General features: G+C 41.1%; 18 protein-coding genes. 9 read left to right on the top strand and 9 right to left on the bottom strand.

The features are described 5' to 3' along the window. Positions 1–245: 245 nt before the first annotated feature. Positions 246–1424, bottom strand: a complete 1179-nt coding sequence (locus tag DYH63_RS04890; protein ID WP_116787751.1) for a vWA domain-containing protein — start codon at positions 1422–1424, stop codon at positions 246–248. A gap of 175 nt (positions 1425–1599) precedes the next feature. Here DYH63_RS04890 and DYH63_RS04885 point away from each other — a divergent pair, with 175 nt between their 5' ends. Further along, the gene (locus DYH63_RS04885; protein WP_116787750.1) at positions 1600–3414 is read left to right on the top strand and encodes a tetratricopeptide repeat-containing sensor histidine kinase; all 1815 of its coding nucleotides are present in this window, start codon (positions 1600–1602) and stop codon (positions 3412–3414) included. Then, complete coding sequence (locus DYH63_RS04880) at positions 3411–4160, top strand: LytR/AlgR family response regulator transcription factor (protein WP_116787749.1); 750 nt, start codon at positions 3411–3413, stop codon at positions 4158–4160. Before DYH63_RS04885 ends, DYH63_RS04880 begins: the two co-directional genes overlap by 4 nt. Before the next feature lie 9 nt (positions 4161–4169). On the opposite strand, the gene DYH63_RS04875 is transcribed toward DYH63_RS04880, so the two are convergent. The 7 genes from DYH63_RS04875 to DYH63_RS04845 all read right to left on the bottom strand — a co-directional run bounded on the left by DYH63_RS04875 (position 4170) and on the right by DYH63_RS04845 (position 9797). Next, entirely contained in the window at positions 4170–4607 is a 438-nt protein-coding gene (locus tag DYH63_RS04875) for a DUF6526 family protein (protein ID WP_116787748.1), read from the bottom strand. Next, positions 4607–5167: a YdeI/OmpD-associated family protein gene (locus tag DYH63_RS04870; protein ID WP_116787747.1), complete on the bottom strand. Its 561-nt coding sequence runs from the start codon at positions 5165–5167 to the stop codon at positions 4607–4609. Before DYH63_RS04870 ends, DYH63_RS04875 begins: the two co-directional genes overlap by 1 nt. Positions 5168–5178: 11 nt before the next feature. Then, the gene (locus DYH63_RS04865; protein WP_116787746.1) at positions 5179–5868 is read right to left on the bottom strand and encodes an HAD family hydrolase; all 690 of its coding nucleotides are present in this window, start codon (positions 5866–5868) and stop codon (positions 5179–5181) included. An 80-nt stretch (positions 5869–5948) separates the two neighbouring features. Further along, the gene (locus DYH63_RS04860; RefSeq protein WP_116787745.1) at positions 5949–6323 is read right to left on the bottom strand and encodes a nuclear transport factor 2 family protein; all 375 of its coding nucleotides are present in this window, start codon (positions 6321–6323) and stop codon (positions 5949–5951) included. A gap of 352 nt (positions 6324–6675) precedes the next feature. Continuing rightward, the gene (locus tag DYH63_RS04855; protein ID WP_116787744.1) at positions 6676–7722 is read right to left on the bottom strand and encodes a M48 family metalloprotease; all 1047 of its coding nucleotides are present in this window, start codon (positions 7720–7722) and stop codon (positions 6676–6678) included. Positions 7723–7832: 110 nt separating this feature from the next. Then, on the bottom strand, positions 7833–8453 hold the full coding sequence (locus tag DYH63_RS04850; protein WP_116787743.1) for a hypothetical protein: 621 nt from the start codon (positions 8451–8453) through the stop codon (positions 7833–7835). Between the two features lie 66 nt (positions 8454–8519). Then, positions 8520–9797 carry an erythromycin esterase family protein gene (locus DYH63_RS04845; RefSeq protein ID WP_116787742.1) on the bottom strand — a complete coding sequence of 426 codons (1278 nt, stop codon included), beginning with the start codon at positions 9795–9797 and terminating at the stop codon, positions 8520–8522. An 87-nt stretch (positions 9798–9884) separates the two neighbouring features. Between DYH63_RS04845 and DYH63_RS04840 the strand changes: the two genes are divergently transcribed. Genes DYH63_RS04840 through DYH63_RS04825 form a run of 4 tightly spaced genes read left to right on the top strand, consistent with a single transcriptional unit; the run spans position 9885 to position 13917 of the window. Further along, the gene (locus DYH63_RS04840) at positions 9885–10781 is read left to right on the top strand and encodes a hypothetical protein (protein WP_116787741.1); all 897 of its coding nucleotides are present in this window, start codon (positions 9885–9887) and stop codon (positions 10779–10781) included. Between the two features lie 41 nt (positions 10782–10822). After that, positions 10823–12223, top strand: a complete 1401-nt coding sequence (rmuC, locus tag DYH63_RS04835) for a DNA recombination protein RmuC (RefSeq protein ID WP_116787740.1) — start codon at positions 10823–10825, stop codon at positions 12221–12223. Beyond that, positions 12220–12789, top strand: coding sequence for an acyl-CoA thioesterase (locus DYH63_RS04830; protein ID WP_116787739.1), 570 nt, complete (start codon positions 12220–12222; stop codon positions 12787–12789). The genes rmuC and DYH63_RS04830 overlap by 4 nt, the downstream gene beginning before the upstream one ends. Before the next feature lie 42 nt (positions 12790–12831). Further along, positions 12832–13917: a hypothetical protein gene (locus DYH63_RS04825; RefSeq protein ID WP_116787738.1), complete on the top strand. Its 1086-nt coding sequence runs from the start codon at positions 12832–12834 to the stop codon at positions 13915–13917. A 160-nt stretch (positions 13918–14077) separates the two neighbouring features. Here DYH63_RS04825 and capB read toward each other — a convergent pair whose 3' ends face one another. Then, the gene (gene capB / locus DYH63_RS04820; RefSeq protein ID WP_116790739.1) at positions 14078–15343 is read right to left on the bottom strand and encodes a cysteate-C-fatty acyltransferase; all 1266 of its coding nucleotides are present in this window, start codon (positions 15341–15343) and stop codon (positions 14078–14080) included. Positions 15344–15500: 157 nt separating this feature from the next. Here capB and DYH63_RS04815 point away from each other — a divergent pair, with 157 nt between their 5' ends. From DYH63_RS04815 to DYH63_RS04805, 3 genes are read left to right on the top strand one after another with little or no spacing between them, the layout of a single operon-like run. Then, positions 15501–15845: a DUF2752 domain-containing protein gene (locus tag DYH63_RS04815; protein ID WP_116787737.1), complete on the top strand. Its 345-nt coding sequence runs from the start codon at positions 15501–15503 to the stop codon at positions 15843–15845. Next, positions 15842–16123 carry a hypothetical protein gene (locus DYH63_RS04810; RefSeq protein ID WP_116787736.1) on the top strand — a complete coding sequence of 94 codons (282 nt, stop codon included), beginning with the start codon at positions 15842–15844 and terminating at the stop codon, positions 16121–16123. Before DYH63_RS04815 ends, DYH63_RS04810 begins: the two co-directional genes overlap by 4 nt. A gap of 24 nt (positions 16124–16147) precedes the next feature. Next, entirely contained in the window at positions 16148–16510 is a 363-nt protein-coding gene (locus DYH63_RS04805) for a TM2 domain-containing protein (RefSeq protein ID WP_116787735.1), read from the top strand. Position 16511 lies beyond the last annotated feature (1 nt).

Raw genomic sequence — 16511 nt, 5'->3', positions numbered from 1 at the left:
TTTTATATTAACCACGAAGGGCACAAGGCTTTTCACCAAGTTCACAAAGCTGTATAAATAAAGGCTTGCTCCAAGCCATAAAGGACACAAGGCGGTGCGTACCAGCCTTGTGTCCTTAAACCCTCTCAGTAGGATGAACCTTGTGCTAAAATATATAGAATTGGCTTTGTGGACGTAGTGAAAAGCCTCGTCCCCATTGTGGTAAAAATGCCAGCAATTAACAATTGTAAAGCAGTTATTATATCTTATAGGGTTTTATCTATTGTATAACCTTTTTGCTTTGCAAGCCCTTCGATAGAAACCGCTATAGCATTGCCTAAGTCATCCTGTTTTTTGCTTTTTTTAGCTTCGGTGTCAATGTATTCCTGCCTTTTCTTAGCCAGTTCCCCTATCTCTTTCTGTAGCTTTTCGCGGTCTGTAGCCTTCTGTTTTACGTAAGCTTCCACCTCTGCGGTCGATTTGTTTTGCAACTCTTTTGGCAGTTCCTCTTTCTTAATTTTCTTAAAGGCATCTTTATCTTCTTTTACCTTATCTACAAGATCCCAGCTGTCGTTTTTATATACCTTTTTAGACTTACTCACGGCACGTTCGGTATAATTGGCCTTAGATATTACCTCAGCATTACTATCCTGTTCCAGCTGCTTGCCCTTTTTATAATCGCCCTGCGCACCATAGTTTACATAAGTATCGTTCATGCGTTTGTTGCACTCACTTATCCTGTCATCATAAGGCGTATCAATATATTCAATTGCCCTGTTAGAGTCGATGTTGAAGTATTTGCCCTTTGCAATATCTGCACCGTCTTTCCATAGCAGTTCAACACCTTCGCGCTGACTGCCGCAGTATATGGTATTTACAAAAATTTCTTTTTTAAACGCATCGCTTATGGCTTCTTTATAACTAATGCGACCCTGGTTAAAACCCTCATTTCCTGCTATGTAAACCAGTTTCATATCGGCTGGGCGATTGCCCCACAAAAGTTTTTGTGTAGCCTCCTGTATTACAGCACCACAATATTCAGACCCGCCATTGGTTTTCAGCGTAAAAAGCTTTTCTGAGATTACATCAAGATCTGTTGTAAGGGGAGCTACCTGCCTTATATAATTGCCGGAGGCATCCAAACCGTCGTTACCATATTCATAAAGCGCTATTTGTATCTCTGGCGACTGCCCCTCATACTTTAGCGTGGTTAGAGTGTTTACAATATTCCAGAGCCTTGACTTGGCTTGCTCTATTAGCCCATCCATACTGTTAGAAGTATCCAAAAGTAGCGCCACCTGTATTTTGTTTGAAGGTGCTGTTACGGCTTGCGGATCGGTTTGTGCCAAGGTAAGGGCGGAGTCGGGCGAACTGTCCTGTTTACAGCCTGCAAAGCAAAGGCTTGTTATTAAAAGGAGTCCGGCCATGGTGATAGATCGTTTCATTGTGAGTTGGTATTATGTTAGTACTGTTTTAGTTACCTGATTATAAAAACAAATGTACACGGCTTACCAAAGCGCTTTTTGCAGAAAGGGTAAAACAGGCTTTTCACTTGGTAAAAACAATAGGATATGCGTTTTTAAATATTTTATTTTACATTTATAAAACTATAGCTGTTATATGCGTACCACAACCGCCTTTATTTTGTTCCTGCTGCTGTTTCCCGTTATGCACATAGCGGCGCAGGACACTGTTAAAAAAGCTAAGAAGGCTGTACCTTATAAAGGCAAAGAGGTTTCTGCTGAAACCGGCGACATAGCTACAGGCAAGAAAGAAGAGGTAGATATTGCCGAAGCCTATGAAAAACTGGGTACCAGTGCCGAATCTAAAGAATACTATTCGAGGGCAGAGGGATACTATAAAAAGGCTCTTAACCTTTACACCACCCGTAAAGATAAAGATGCCATAGCCCGCCTTACCCGAAGTATTGCCAAAGTACAGGAACAGCAGAACAAACTGAACGCCGCCGCCAAAAATTACAAAACTGCCGGTGAGGTAAGCAGCAGTAACTCTTTAGAGGAAAAACTTAATGCCAATGATTATAACCGCCTTAAAAATTCTGCCAGTCCTGCCGAGCAGGACAAGTATGTACGCTCTAACATTAAGCTTTTAGAGAAAGACAATAAAAAGGAAGAGGCCGCCGAAGCGTATGAGCAAAAAGCAAACATCAGCCTGAAGAATAACAATAACGATGATGCTATTAACAGCTTTAAAAAAGCCATTACGTATACAGATAAGTCTGATAAGGTAGCTGAAATAAACAGTAAGCTTGCTAAAGTATTTGTTGCCGACGAACGCTATGATGAAGCCATAGCCGCTACCCAGGACCTGCTGGAGAGCGCCCGTGCGCACAACGACTATACCGCCCAGATAAGCAACCTGCAAACCTTATCTGATATTTACTTTAAAAAATCCAGTGAAAATGAAGGGCTGGCTGCACTTAAAGAAGCCTACTATCTGGCTGTAAATAATGGTAAAATAATGCAGGCAAGCAAAAGCCTTGATGGTTTGTTAAAGTATTACCGCACGCAGGGCAATGTGAGTGAAATTACTAGACTATACGATCATTTTTTTGGACAGCTTGAAAACCTCATAAAGCATGATAGCAGCCTCGTAGATGCTAAAAAATACCAGCTTACAGAGCAAAAAATAAAACAACTGGAGCAGGAAAAGGTATTTAAGGATGAATTGATTTCCCGCAAAAATGTGTTCAATTATTTCCTGCTGGGGTCTATGGTTCTATTGCTTATACTGTCGGGATTCATCTTTAAATCGCTGTCTTCCATCAAAGTAAAAAATAAGGAAATAGCCCTGCAATCATTACGTCGTGAAATGAACCCGCACTTTATATTCAACAGCCTGAATAGTGTGAACCAGTTTATCTCGCAAAACAACGAACTTGAGGCTAATAAATTCCTTACTTCATACAGCAACCTGATGCGCAATGTAATGGAGAACAGTAACCGCGATTTTGTACTGCTCAATAAGGAAGTAGAGCAGCTGCAAAAGTATCTGGCACTAGAGCATATGCGCTTTAGCGAAAAGTTTGACTATACTATTACCGTTGACGAGCACCTGGATCCTGACACTACTTATGTGCCTAACATGGTATTGCAGCCGCATCTTGAAAATGCCATTTGGCACGGCCTGCGCTACAGGGATGAAAAGGGCTTGTTACTCCTAAATTTCACGCTTGAACGAGATTTGGTAAAAGTGTCAATATCGGACAATGGTATAGGAATAACAAAAAGCCGTGAACTGAAGACAGACAACCAGAAGATGCACGAAAGCAGGGGAATAACCAATACAAAAGAGCGTATTGCACTACTAAGCCAGTTGTACAAAAAGGACATTTTACTTTTAGTGACCGAAAAACAACTACCCGAAACCGGTGTTGTGGTAACCATAACCTTCCCCCTAATACACCAGATATGACCGGGATAAAAAAAATACGCAGTGTAATTGTTGAAGATGAAGCAGCCGCCCGCGAAGTATTGCGCAGCTACCTTACCAAATACTGCCCGCAGATAGAAATTATAGGCGAAGCACATAACAGCGCAGAGGCCATTCCGTTATTGCACAGCCTTACTCCTAAGCTGGTTTTTCTGGATGTGGAAATGCCCTTTGGTAATGCCTTCGATGTGTTGCAGGCCTGTAGTACGCTACAGTTTGAAACGATTTTTGTGACTGCCTTTTCAGAATATTCGCTTAGGGCGTTAAACCAGAGCGCGGCCTATTACCTGCTAAAACCCATAAGTATTGAAGAGCTTATACTGGCTGTAAACAAAGTACAGCAGCAAATAAACAACAGCGAGATTTTTAACCGCAATAAAATTATTGTAGAGAATTTCAGGGAAACATCGCCGGGATTACAGCGCGTAATACTCCCTACACTGGAAGGTTTTGAAGTTGTAAAAATGGAAGAGATTGTACGCCTTAAAGGCAATGGCAATTTTACCGACCTCTACCTTACCGATGGCTCTAAAAAAATGGCCTGTCGTTTCCTAAAGCACTTTTCAGACCTGCTACCATTGCCGTTTATACGGGTGCATAAATCGCATATTGTAAACCTCAACAGGGTAAAAATGTACAACAAAGGCAGCTACCTTACCCTTGATGACGGCAGCGAAATAGAGGTATCTGTTACCTATAAAGAAGCCTTTCTAAAAAACTTTAAGTAAGCAGACTTACTACACTCTTCTATGGTCAGGTTTCCAGTTTTTTATGGACTTTTTAATCGCATCAGGAGATAGCTGATCGCAAAGGGCACGATCTGCCAGTTCAGGCAACTCATCATCCGGAGCAAAGCGCAGCGCAAAAAGCTGGCCTTCCGTAAGTTGTTCCTCTATGGGTTCAAAACGTTTGCCAGTGGTTACAAAGTAGCGGTAACGCAATTCTTGTAGCACAATGCGGTTTTGTACCGTAAGGGCATAATGCTGGCGCACCATATAGGCCAACCAGGTCAGTGCAGCAAAACCTAATCCTATCATTACCCATATACTGCGGTCTTGTTCTGCACACCATATCTCGCAGGCACAATAGCCCATGGCAATAAGCATAGCAGGATAAAATATAAAATGGTGCGGTACATACCACCGTATGTGGTTGCTGTAATTTTGTTGTTTCATTATGTAAGTCGTTTATGTTGCAGGCAGGCATCGAGCAGTTTTTTAAAACGGCTGTGTTGCGTCTTCTCCTGCTTTGCGGTGGTAATCCAGTGGAGGATGACTTTTTTATAACCGGGAGGCTGGGCTTCAAAGAAATCCCATGCAGCTTGGTGCTTTTTAAACTCGGCAACCATGGCTGGTGGTAATACAGCAGCTTCAGTACGCTCGTGCGAGTAAATCTTGCTGTTATCCTCCGTGCGCTTTTCGTACGCGGCAATACCCCCTGCTGTAACAAGGCTTTGTTTTATAAGCACTTCCATTTTATCGATGTTTACGGCACTCCAGGTGCTACGGGCTTTTCGGGGTGTAAAGCGTATGCTGTAGGCCTGGTCATCTATCGTGCGGCGCACGCCATCTATCCAGCCAAAACATAACGCCTGGTCTACAGATTCGCTCCAGGTCATACTCTCCTTACCGGAACCCTTCTTATAAAAGCCCACCAGCAATTCAGTTTCAGTTTTATAATGGTTGTTGAGCCAGTTACGGAAGTCGTTTTGCGTAGCGAAAAATACAGGAGCCATAACCCGGAACTTTAAACCTGAAACAAATTCAACACTTCCCGAACATCTTTGATTGCCTTAAAGTTGGCGTGCTCCACCTCAAAGTCGATACGCTCGTGCGCCCACGTAGTATGAAACGGAATATGGCAGGCATAGCCACCTATTTCCAGTACGGGCAGTACATCGCTTTTAAGCGAATTGCCTATCATCATAAATTCATGCGACTCTATATCAAGACGCTTTAATAGCTTTTCATAATTAACAGCTTCTTTCTCTGCCATTACCTCGATATGATGAAAGTAAGGGCCAAGGCCGCTGTCGTGTAGTTTGCGTTGCTGGTCTTTAAGGTCGCCTTTAGTAGCTACCACCAGCTTATATTTACTACTCAATGATTTAAGGGTTTCCTCTACCCCATCAATAAGTTCAATAGGTTTTTGTAGCAGGTCTTTTCCCAGGTCGAGTATACGTGTAATGTGCTTGTTAGTAATGGTACCGCCAGATATGCTTATGGCAGTTTCTACAAGGCTTAGTGTATAGGCTTTAATGCCATAACCGTATAATGGCAGGTTTTGTATCTGTATCCTGAATACCTCTTTGCTTATTCCCTGATGGCTCAGGTAGTCTTCCATCAGTATGCAAAATGCTTTTTCGGCTTCCTCAAAATAAGGTTCGTTTATAAACAGGGTATCATCGGCATCAAAGGCGATTACTTTTAAATTCATGGGCGGATAATTAATATCGAATAAATATAGCGATTTTAAATTTCTTACAGTGGTTAGCTGTGAATGCTACAATAAGCAGATTAAGAAACCAACTGGCTTGAATGTGCCGCAACTACCTGCCATTGCCCACCACTATTGTGCCACACCCTTGTAAAGCGGAATATGCCTACCGAAATATGCCCATCATAATCACTGCTAAGGTCTTTAACTACAGATACTATGGCTGTGGTGTCGTTTAATACTTCTATAAGTTGTGCACTGGTATCTATGCTATATATTTCGAGGTTACCGCTGCGGTGGGTTTCAAGGTCGTCCTGCTTAGTTACAAGATGCCCGTTATGGTTCGTAAAAATAAGATTATCAGCAAGGAGTACATCCAGTTCAGGTACGTTACTGGTCTTCATGGCGGCAATAAGGCGCAGTTCTAAAGCTTCAATTTGTTGTTTGGTATCCATCGGTTATATAGCAGATTAGTACATGTTTAATTACTGCAAGTTAAGAAAATTCTGTAGTGGATGGTGTGGGTTTTAAGAAAGCTTTAGGCAAAAAAATACCGCACATTGCTGCGCGGTATTTATGCTCTTATTCCTATTCCCTGTATAATCCTGTCTTTACAGGTAAATAATTTTCACCACATAGAAACATAGACTATAGACTCTTATAAAGATTACAGAGACTTCGCTTCACATAGCTATATGTAAAAATCTATTTTCTATCCATACTTAGCAGATTCCTAAAGGCTATGTATCTATGTGGTAATAAAATGGCCGCAGTAGCTTCAAAAGAGGATGCGAAAAGTAACAACAACTATCTTGATTTCATAAACCCTATCTTCTTACCCTGCCCGTTTACAAGGTTGCCTCCTCCGGCTACATATATCTTATCGGCATTATCTCCGGCAAACATCATGGTGTAGCCCTGTCGATCAGATCTATACAGACTCCCTACAAGATATACCTTATCATTTTGTACCTGCACCAGGTTGCCTTTAGATGTAAGGTAATACTCGCCATTAGGGTCGCTGCTAAAGTATACGTCAGATTTTACATTTGCTTCAATACTACGTCGTACAGCATTACTTTGCGGAGCCTTAGCTGCAATAGATGTTTTGTGTGGTGCATTAACCTGTACAGGCATTGCCACCTTTGGTTTTGTTTCGCTGCGCATCACAGTCGGTTTCGAGGTGCTTTCAGCAATTACAGGTTTTTCGGCTATAGGTTGCGGCTTTACGGCAGTTGTAGCAGGTGCAGCAATGGTGGCACGCGCCACATCGGCGGCGGCATTCCATCCGGTAGCTATATAGGCAAGACGGTCGCGCTTAGGTGGATGACTTTTGGTTCCGTTTGGCGAAGATATAAGTGCCATTACCGCCTGCGCATCTCCTAAGGAAGATCCCATTTTATGCAGCACAAATCCGCTAAATTCATCGGCATCAAGTTCTGTCTGCGGACGGCTGCCTACATCATCCAGCGTATGTCCGTTAAGGTGATGTCCTATTTCGTGTGCCAGAATGCTTATAGCTGCCCAGTTGGTACCGGTAGATGCATTTATCTTATCCATAAACTGCGAGTTGTAAAGTATAAAGCGTTTACCGTTTAGCATTACCGCAGCGGCGTTTGGCACATTAGCCTCACGCAGTTCAAAATTGGCCTTAAGGCCAATGACCGACATAATTTTTTTGATCACCTTATCGGCAGTTGGGCCGGCGCTAAAGGCCGTGATATCGCCGGTAATGTCTTCGCCATAATAACTGCACATGTGCGTGTATTTTGCCGAACCGAATTTTTTTTGTGCCATAGCCGGCACCATACAGCACAATGCTGCGGCAAGGATGCAGAATTTGATGCTTTTCATACGTCAATAAATGGGTTAAAGTGTGCAACTATAACCCTTTAACGCAAAAGTGAAGCCAAAAAGTATTTTGAAATTATATCCCGATAAAGATTTAACAACTACAACGATTACTACCTTAAAAATCGTCTTACTATTGCAAGTAAAACTGCAAGAACCAGCACCACTACTCCTATTACAAACCTGGATTTGGCCTTTTGCCTGTCGGCTTCTTTGTAAGCAGGTACCACACGCCCATCGGGCAATGTTTTTTTAGCATTATACACCGCATAACCGGCTATAATGCCACCGCCCATAGTACCGGACTCTTCCGGTTGTGCGAGTTTATTAATCCTTTCAGAACGCAGTTGTTTCTCTAACGTTTCATCTATTGGTTTACCTCTTTCTCTAAGCATTTTTTTTGCTAGCAGGTAATCAAACTCGTTCCATTCATCTTTAGTAACTACTACATCATATAACTCTTCATCTGTAAATTCAAGAAGGTAATAATCCGCGGGTATATCCTCAAGGCTATCTGTAAATTGTGCTTCAAGTAGTTGTTCTGCCCGTTCAAAATCTTCAGGATTTATCTGTACTTCATAATCTTTAAGCAATTCCCCTGCAAAATTACTGTCGAGCCCGGAAGACGCCTGCTTTACAACACAAGAAATACCATTGCTAACAAACAGTTTTTCGACATCAGCAGCAAGAAAAGCCTGGGGATATTTTTTAAACGTTACAAAAGTATCTGACATAAGATGGAGGTTTTAAGCAAATGTAAAAATAAGACGCATCTTTAGCTAAGACTATCAGATATTCATTTAATATTTAGCAGGCGAAATAGTCTTTACAAAGATAAGTCCATCATAAACCTCAGTATACTTACGTGAATAAAATGTAGGCTTTTCAGGGTCAAATCCCGGGCCTCCTAGCATGATTTGTTTCATTTTAGTACTAAAGAATTTTGCTGCAACAGGATCTTTTTCGGCTGTTGCCATATCTATAAGATAAACATCAGGCCGGGCAAGGAAAAGGGTCTGGGCAAAAGTATCATTATAAGGCGCATTGAGCTTATTGTAAACTTTACCCGTTATCTGACCATTTTTAAATGCATAGCCTTTCAGTTCGCCGGTACCAAAATCGAAGCCCGTTGCATAATAGCCATCCTTAAAATGTTGCTTAAGCCTGCTGCCAAGACTTTCAAGTCTGTTACTGCCATGTAGATTCTGCTTATTAACATGCTCATTATGTGCCCATATAAAAGCTTTACTGTTTTCCCCTTCTATTTCAAGTATCTGTAAAACGTTTTCAAACATATCCCTGTCGCGGTACTGGCTGTACATCCCTTGTAAAAAAACAGCATATTTTTCAAGGTAACCCAGTCCGCGCAGCATATCATTATACTCATATGCGTTGGCTGTGATGAGCCTTTCTTTGTTTTGCTCTAATACTTTTTTTAGCTGTTGTAATTTTGACTGTATATTTTTACCCCATTCCTTCGTCTGCACTCCAAATTTTACGGTAGCACAACTATCAGCGGCAGCCAATACATTGTCGTCAACAGCAATATTGTTCTTTTTTATATAGTCGCGCAGCCTTTTATTAATTTCCCCGCCAAACTGGTTATCCATACCATAAAAGCGTACCTGTTCCCGGCGTGGCTTGCCCTGGTTATAATTGCGCATCCATTGCAACAGTTCAAACACCTCATTAGTGTACCATATAGCCTGCCCAAAGTTTTTGAGCACACTGTCTTTATCTCCGGCACCACCGGTTATCCATTCGTTAATGCCGCGTTCTGCCTGGTAGCTTTCTTCCATTACAAAAACCCGAACGCCCTGATGTTCTACGAGGTATTTAAAGAATTTCGCCTTAATGTCAAAAAATTCTTTACCGTGGTGCGATGCCTCGCCAAATCCAAACACGCGGGCATCTTTAAACTTTTGAGGCACATTTTGGGCAAAGGTGGTTAGTTGTGTATCAGGCTTCGCATCTTCTATAACAATGGCATTTGTATTTATCCAGGAAACAACCCCGTTATTCTGGGCATTGACGTTGATAAAAAACAGGATAAGGAAAGTGCAGAATAATCTGTGCATCGGTTTGTGTGGTTGTGGTTATTTGTATGCGTAGAACGAAAATTGAGGTGAAATATTTTATGTAAATTTACACCACAACCTTTTACTATGCGTATTATCACCTTTATTCTTTTTATTATATCATCGTTTGTAACTGCTCAAAAAAGAGACATTCCCGTTATTGATTTCCCAAACACTTCTACAACCATAAATCCGTATGTAAAGTTTTTGGGATTAAAAGATGAAAATGCTTTAATACTAAAAGCATCTACATATGCAAAAAGAAATATAGACAGCAATTACTTAGTGATGGAAAGTAATGGCAAATTACATCACTATGCAATTTGCATTAGTTATTCTGACACTATTGTTTTACATACTCCAGCACTAAGAAAAGACAGACAAAAACTTATTGAACTCTTCAAAACAATATTCTTAATTTATCCAATAACAATTAATAAAGAAACTGAATTTACACTAGCAGGACCATTTACACATAAATTAGGTGTATATCGAAATAATAAGTATTTTGAGTATGAAGTATACGAATATTCTGATACAAAAGAAATGATTAATAGACATGAAAAACTTATGGAACTTCAGGAAATAATTGATTACAAACAATACATTAAGGCTCCTGATATTGAGGAAATAAAAAAATTAGATACTGTTTATGTGCACTATACCCATGCAAAAATGCAGAAGATTGAAATTCCAGGAAATAATCATAAGTACCCAAGTAGTTATATGTTCTATCATATGGAATCGGCTTATGAATTATTTTTTGAACTGCGAAACAAACCGCGAGAAGAAGTTCTAATAAATGTTAAACGTAGTTTTATACGGAAACATAAAAATGAAATAGTTGATTATACTTTTTTTACTAAAAATCGATGGGAAGCAAGTTTTTTAAGAAAAAAAGTAGTTTACATTATAGATGATGATGGAAAAGATATATTCCTGAAGAAGGTAAAGTACAGTCCTGTTTATTTCTTTATTGATTAACTATTTTTACCTAATTTTACCTTTTACAATGTAACACACAAATGCCCGAAACCCTTACCCTGCTCCTCTCCTTTATCATCGCCTTAGCCATAGGTGTATTTATAGGAAAAACAATTTTTACCTCTAAAGCGTCGGCTGACCAAAAAGTAGCCGAAGAGCGCCACAACAGCCAATTAACCTTTATAGAGCAGCTTAAAACGCAGGCTGCTAACGAAAAGGTGGTGGTTGATAAACAAATTACACTGATACAACAGGAGCGCGACACGCTGCGCCAGGCAAAAGATGCCCTGGGTATGCAGCTTACAAAAAAGGAAGCTGATTTTGATAACCTCCTGGAGCGTATGCGCGAGCAACGACAGGAAACTGATGAACTGCGCGAAAAATTCACGAAAGAGTTTGAGAACCTTGCCAATAAAATACTGGAAGAGAAATCGACCAAATTTACCGAGCAAAATCACCAAAACCTGAAAACAATACTAGGGCCACTTGCCGAGAAGATACAGCTTTTTGAGCGAAAGGTAGAAGATACCCATAAAGAGAGTATTGACTACCATGCCGCACTGCGCCAGCAGATAGTGGGGCTTCGCGAAATGAACGAAACCATGAGCCGCGAAACGTTAAACCTTACCCGTGCCCTTAAAGGCGATACCAAGATGCAGGGTAACTGGGGCGAACTTATACTGGAGCGCGTACTCGAAAAATCGGGGCTTGAAAAAGACCGTGAGTACTATGTACAGCAAAGCCACGCTACCGAAGATGGCAGCCGCGTGCAGCCCGACGTGGTTATTAACCTGCCCGACGGCAAAAAGATGATTGTAGACAGTAAGGTATCTTTAGTGTCTTATGAACGTTATATTAATGAAGAAGATGATCCGCTAAGGCTGGTACACCTTAAAGAGCACGTAAACTCTATCCGTCGTCATATCGACCAGCTAAGTGCTAAAAACTACCATGATCTTTACGGTATGGAGAGCCCAGATTTTGTGCTGCTTTTCATACCTATGGAGCCCGCATTTGCCGTTGCCCTTAACGAAGATGCATCATTATACAATAAGGCATTTGAGCGTAATATTGTTATTGTTACCCCAAGTACACTATTGGCTACCCTGCGCACCATAGATAGTATGTGGACCAACCAGAAGCAGCAGGAAAACGCATTGGAAATTGCGCGCCAGGCCGGTGCCCTTTATGATAAATTCGAGGGTTTTGTAGGCGACCTTATTAACGTGGGCAAAAAAATGGAAGAAGGTAAAAAGGCTTATGAAGGCGCTATGGGCAAGCTTGTAGACGGCCGTGGCAACATTATTACCTCTATCGAAAAGCTGAAAAAGATGGGTGCCAAAGCCAAAAAATCGCTACCCGAAAACATTATTAACCGTGCCCTGCAACAGGAAGAAGAAGGCTTGTTTGAAAATGGCGCAAACGAATTGCTTAATCCATGAAACACATACTATCTGAAACCGGGCATAGAAAAGCCAGTGCCTCTAAAGTTACCATATCTGAACTGATGCTGCCCAGCCACCAAAACTTTAGCGGAAAAATACACGGCGGCTACATACTAATGTTAATGGACCAGATTGCTTTTGCGGCAGCATCGCGCTACAGCGGTACCTACTGTGTTACCGCCAGTGTAGATACTGTAGACTTTCTTAACCCTATAGAGGTGGGCGAACTTGCCACGCTTAAGGCCTGTGTAAACTATGTGGGTAACAGTTCTATGATCGTGGGCATACGCGTTACGTCAGAAAACATACAAACCGGTGTGGTAAAGCACTGCAACTCGTCTTATTTTACTATGGTAGCTAAAGATGCAAGTGGAAAAACAGTAACCGTACCACCACTGGAAATTAACTCGCATACCGAGGTGCGCCGTTTTTACAATGCCCTTAAACGCATTAGCCTTAAAAAGGAGCGCAGCCGCCACGAAGAAACCTTTGACCACAAAAGCCCTGAAGCTATAGAAGGGCTTAAAAACTACCGTGTAAAACTGGAGTTGGATAAATCATAAAGATTTATATATTTGCGCTTTAACTAACGCAACTAACTCCGGATGAAACACTTTTATGAGCTTTCGCTATTTTTACTTTTTTTGTTATTGACTTCCTGCGGAACCGAAAGTGTAGACAACAATTACATCCCTGTAGAGGAGTCGCCGGTAGTGATGGACCTTAATGCGGTTCCCTATCCAAAACTTTCTGACTACAAGTTTTTTGAAGGAGAGATGAAAAAACTGCAACCTGTATATGGCGTACTCCCTTATGACCTCAACAGCCAGCTATTTACAGATTATGCACAAAAAAAGCGTTTTGTATGGATGCCTAATGGCACAAAAGCTACCTACACCGCAGACAACGAAGTTTTAGATTTTCCTGTTGGAACTGCCCTTATTAAAAATTTTTATTATGATGCTGTAGTAACCGGCGGCGAGCCTGATATGGTTGAAACCCGTATAATGATAAAAAAAGCAAACGGCTGGATATTTGCCAATTATGTATGGAATGAAGACCGTACTGAGGCAGTACTTAATGATAACAATAACGACCGCAGGCTTGTAGAATGGGTACGCAACGGGCAGACAGAGCAAACTTATTATAAAATACCCAGCGCGGTTCAGTGTGCGCTGTGCCATACTTTAAACGACAAGCCTACCGCTATAGGCCCTAAACCACAAAACCTTAATAAAAGTTATAACTATAAAGACGGCCTGCAAAATCAGCTTAGTAAATGGATTGCCTACGGCTACCTTGACACTGCCCCGCAATCAATTAACAGCACTATTGACTGGACTGATACTACCAAGCCTCTCGAACTTAGGGTGCGTTCTTATCTTGATATTAACTGCGCGCATTGCCATACTACCGGCGCATATTGCAGCTACACCCCCATGGATTTTGCCTTTAACAAAAGTAATATTCCTGCTAATCTTGGGCTATGCCGCGAACCTGTAGATTTTGTTAGTGGCGACCAGCAATATATAGTAGCAAAACAGGATGCGGAAGGATCGTTATTATACTTTAGGATGAATAACAACATACAAAGCGAAATGATGCCGCTTATTGGCCGCACTGTAGTGCATGAAGAAGCTGTGCAGATGATAGGGCAATGGATAAACAGCATGAATACACCTTGTGAGTAACTTCACAGCCAGGGTACAATATTATTCATTGATAACTGCGCCTTTAAAAACACAAACTTGACAGACGTAAGGTTTACACCTCCATATACATATCAGAAATACAAAAAAGGAGCTTCAAAATAATGAAACTCCTTTTTTGTATTTATTTTATAAAACTAAATTATTCTGCAGACACGTCCACCGTAGTAGCTTCAGCTATCTTTTTGTAAGTACCGTTTACCAGTTTCTCACGAATAGCTTCATAAGCAGTAAGCGTTTCGTCGATATCCTGCTTAGTATGTGTAGCAGTAGGTATCATCCTAAGCAATATAATGCCTTTAGGAATAACCGGATATACCACAATACTAAGGAAGATACTGTAATTTTCTCTAAGGTCGTTTACCAGCGCCATAGCTTCAGGTATACTTCCTTCAAGATACACAGGCGTAACGCAGGTATTGGTATCGCCAATATTAAAACCTCTTGATTTAAGTCCGTTTTGCAGGTAATCTACATTTTCCCAAAGCTTGTCTTTAAGCTCAGGTGTAGTACGCAACAGGTCAAGGCGCTTAAGGGCACCTTTAACCAGTACCATAGGCAATGCCTTGGCAAACATCTGGCTGCGCAGGTTATATTTTAAAAAGTCGATAACATCTTTATCAGCAGCAATAAACGCACCTACACTTGCCATAGATTTAGCAAACGTAGAAAAGTACACGTCTATACCATCCTGGCAACCCTGCTCCTCGCCTGCTCCGGCACCGGTTTTACCCAGTGTACCAAAACCGTGCGCATCGTCTACAAGAAGGCGGAAGTTATATTTTTCTTTAAGGGCTACAATTTCTTTAAGCTTACCCTGCTGGCCACGCATACCAAAAACACCTTCGGTAATTAAAAGAATACCACCGCCGGTAGTTTCGGCCATGTTAGTAGCACGCTCCAGGTTTTTTTCAATACTTTCAAGATCATTATGCTTGTAGGTAAAACGCTTACCCATGTGCAGGCGCACACCATCTATAATACAGGCGTGGCTGTCTACGTCATATACAATAACGTCATTTTTACTTACAAGGGCATCAATGGTAGAAACCATACCCTGATATCCGAAGTTTAAAAGGTAAGCCGTTTCTTTTTGTACAAAAGCAGCAAGCTCGTTTTCAAGTTTTTCATGCCAGTCGGTATGTCCGCTCATCATACGGGCCCCCATTGGGTAGGCGGCACCATACTCTGCAGCAGCTTCGGCATCTACTTTACGCACCTCAGGGTGGTTAGCCAGGCCAAGGTAATCGTTAATACTCCAGTTTATAACCTCTTTGCCATGAAACATCATGCGGTTGCTAAGGGGGCCTTCCAGTTTAGGAAAAACATAATATCCTTCAGCCTGTGAAGCCCACATTCCCAGCGGGCCTTTATTTTTTTGAATCCTTTCAAACAGATCTTTTACCATAATCAAAAATTTACTTTTTGTGTGTTTTAAAAAACGCATCAAAAGTAATTATTAAATTGAAACTGTCATAATATTTTTAATGTTACTGTAACAAAACGCGGCATATACAAACCAATATGTTAAATTAAAAATATATATTTGGCATAACCTGTAATTTATGATACAAAATACAATTTATGCCAAAGCTTTTAAGACGGTATGGATAATATATTCAGCACTTGCCCTGCTTACTTTACTTGTATCTGTATGCGTATCAAAAGAGTTAATACTGCAAGCTTCGCCCACTTGCTACAGCATAAGGCAGTTTGGCAAACCGTGCTTTATGTGCGGTGCAACCCGAAGCTTTATACAAATGGGAAAGGGCAACTTAAACGAGGCGCTTAATTACAACAGGCTTGCCGTAGTACTATTTATAATTTTTATAGTAAACAGCATTATTTTTACATATTACACAACAACTTACATAACAACCATTTTTTTTAAACAAAAGATTACAACATGAGGGTAGCAAGCTTAACACTTGGCATTATAGCAATAGTAGGTATGATAATAGGGTTTATTCCGTGCTTAGGATGGTTCAACTGGATTAATATTCCAGTAGCCATAATAGGGCTGGTACTTGGCATAATTGACTATAATGACAGTAGTACGCCAGAGCCAAAACAGGAATTTGAACCCGTTTCACGCATTTCAAAACCCTTTCCGGTTGCTATACTTCTTTGCGGCATAGCCCTAGTATTAGGGTCAGTAAGGCTACTTGCAGGAGGCGGCATTGTATAAACTATAAACCAATTAAAATTAGATATGGATTTAATTAAAGGCGATGCTTCAGGCATCACAAAAACAGACCTGTATATTTTAACGCACGCACGTTATTTTCAGCCGCATCATTTAAGCTACATCAGAGAAAAACTTTCTGCCCTTGATGAATCGAGGTGGCAACAGGTATATACTACAGATCTTAAAGATCCGGGCAATATACAGCTGATATCATTATTTGCAGGCAATTGGGGTATCGACCGTTTTATGATAGGCGACACCGGACTGGGTATTGGCAAGTTACTTACCTGTGGCGGTTTCTTTATCTGGACTATTGTAGACTGGTTTTCTATTGTAGATGCTACAAGGCTAAAAAACATGGAAAGGCTGCAACAGGCGCTGGCATAAT

Source organism: Flavobacterium psychrotrophum (assembly GCF_003403075.1).
GTDB classification, from domain to species: Bacteria; Bacteroidota; Bacteroidia; order Flavobacteriales; family Flavobacteriaceae; genus Flavobacterium; species Flavobacterium psychrotrophum.
This window is presented reverse-complemented; position numbering and strand designations above follow the sequence as displayed.

Excerpts from the sequence above, each read along its gene's own strand:
- DYH63_RS04880 (WP_116787749.1), top strand. The coding sequence starts at position 3,411 with ATGACCGGGATAAAAAAAATACGCAGTGTAATTGTTGAAGATGAAGCA.
- DYH63_RS04850 (WP_116787743.1), bottom strand. The coding sequence starts at position 8,453 with ATGTCAGATACTTTTGTAACGTTTAAAAAATATCCCCAGGCTTTTCTT.
- DYH63_RS04845 (WP_116787742.1), bottom strand. The coding sequence starts at position 9,797 with ATGCACAGATTATTCTGCACTTTCCTTATCCTGTTTTTTATCAACGTC.
- DYH63_RS04815 (WP_116787737.1), top strand. The coding sequence starts at position 15,501 with ATGATACAAAATACAATTTATGCCAAAGCTTTTAAGACGGTATGGATA.
- DYH63_RS04870 (WP_116787747.1), bottom strand. The coding sequence starts at position 5,167 with ATGGCTCCTGTATTTTTCGCTACGCAAAACGACTTCCGTAACTGGCTC.
- DYH63_RS04810 (WP_116787736.1), top strand. The coding sequence starts at position 15,842 with ATGAGGGTAGCAAGCTTAACACTTGGCATTATAGCAATAGTAGGTATG.
- DYH63_RS04855 (WP_116787744.1), bottom strand. The coding sequence starts at position 7,722 with ATGAAAAGCATCAAATTCTGCATCCTTGCCGCAGCATTGTGCTGTATG.
- DYH63_RS04860 (WP_116787745.1), bottom strand. The coding sequence starts at position 6,323 with ATGGATACCAAACAACAAATTGAAGCTTTAGAACTGCGCCTTATTGCC.
- DYH63_RS04805 (WP_116787735.1), top strand. The coding sequence starts at position 16,148 with ATGGATTTAATTAAAGGCGATGCTTCAGGCATCACAAAAACAGACCTG.
- rmuC (WP_116787740.1), top strand. The coding sequence starts at position 10,823 with ATGCCCGAAACCCTTACCCTGCTCCTCTCCTTTATCATCGCCTTAGCC.
- DYH63_RS04885 (WP_116787750.1), top strand. The coding sequence starts at position 1,600 with ATGCGTACCACAACCGCCTTTATTTTGTTCCTGCTGCTGTTTCCCGTT.
- DYH63_RS04875 (WP_116787748.1), bottom strand. The coding sequence starts at position 4,607 with ATGAAACAACAAAATTACAGCAACCACATACGGTGGTATGTACCGCAC.
- DYH63_RS04840 (WP_116787741.1), top strand. The coding sequence starts at position 9,885 with ATGCGTATTATCACCTTTATTCTTTTTATTATATCATCGTTTGTAACT.
- DYH63_RS04825 (WP_116787738.1), top strand. The coding sequence starts at position 12,832 with ATGAAACACTTTTATGAGCTTTCGCTATTTTTACTTTTTTTGTTATTG.
- DYH63_RS04890 (WP_116787751.1), bottom strand. The coding sequence starts at position 1,424 with ATGAAACGATCTATCACCATGGCCGGACTCCTTTTAATAACAAGCCTT.
- DYH63_RS04865 (WP_116787746.1), bottom strand. The coding sequence starts at position 5,868 with ATGAATTTAAAAGTAATCGCCTTTGATGCCGATGATACCCTGTTTATA.
- capB (WP_116790739.1), bottom strand. The coding sequence starts at position 15,343 with ATGGTAAAAGATCTGTTTGAAAGGATTCAAAAAAATAAAGGCCCGCTG.
- DYH63_RS04830 (WP_116787739.1), top strand. The coding sequence starts at position 12,220 with ATGAAACACATACTATCTGAAACCGGGCATAGAAAAGCCAGTGCCTCT.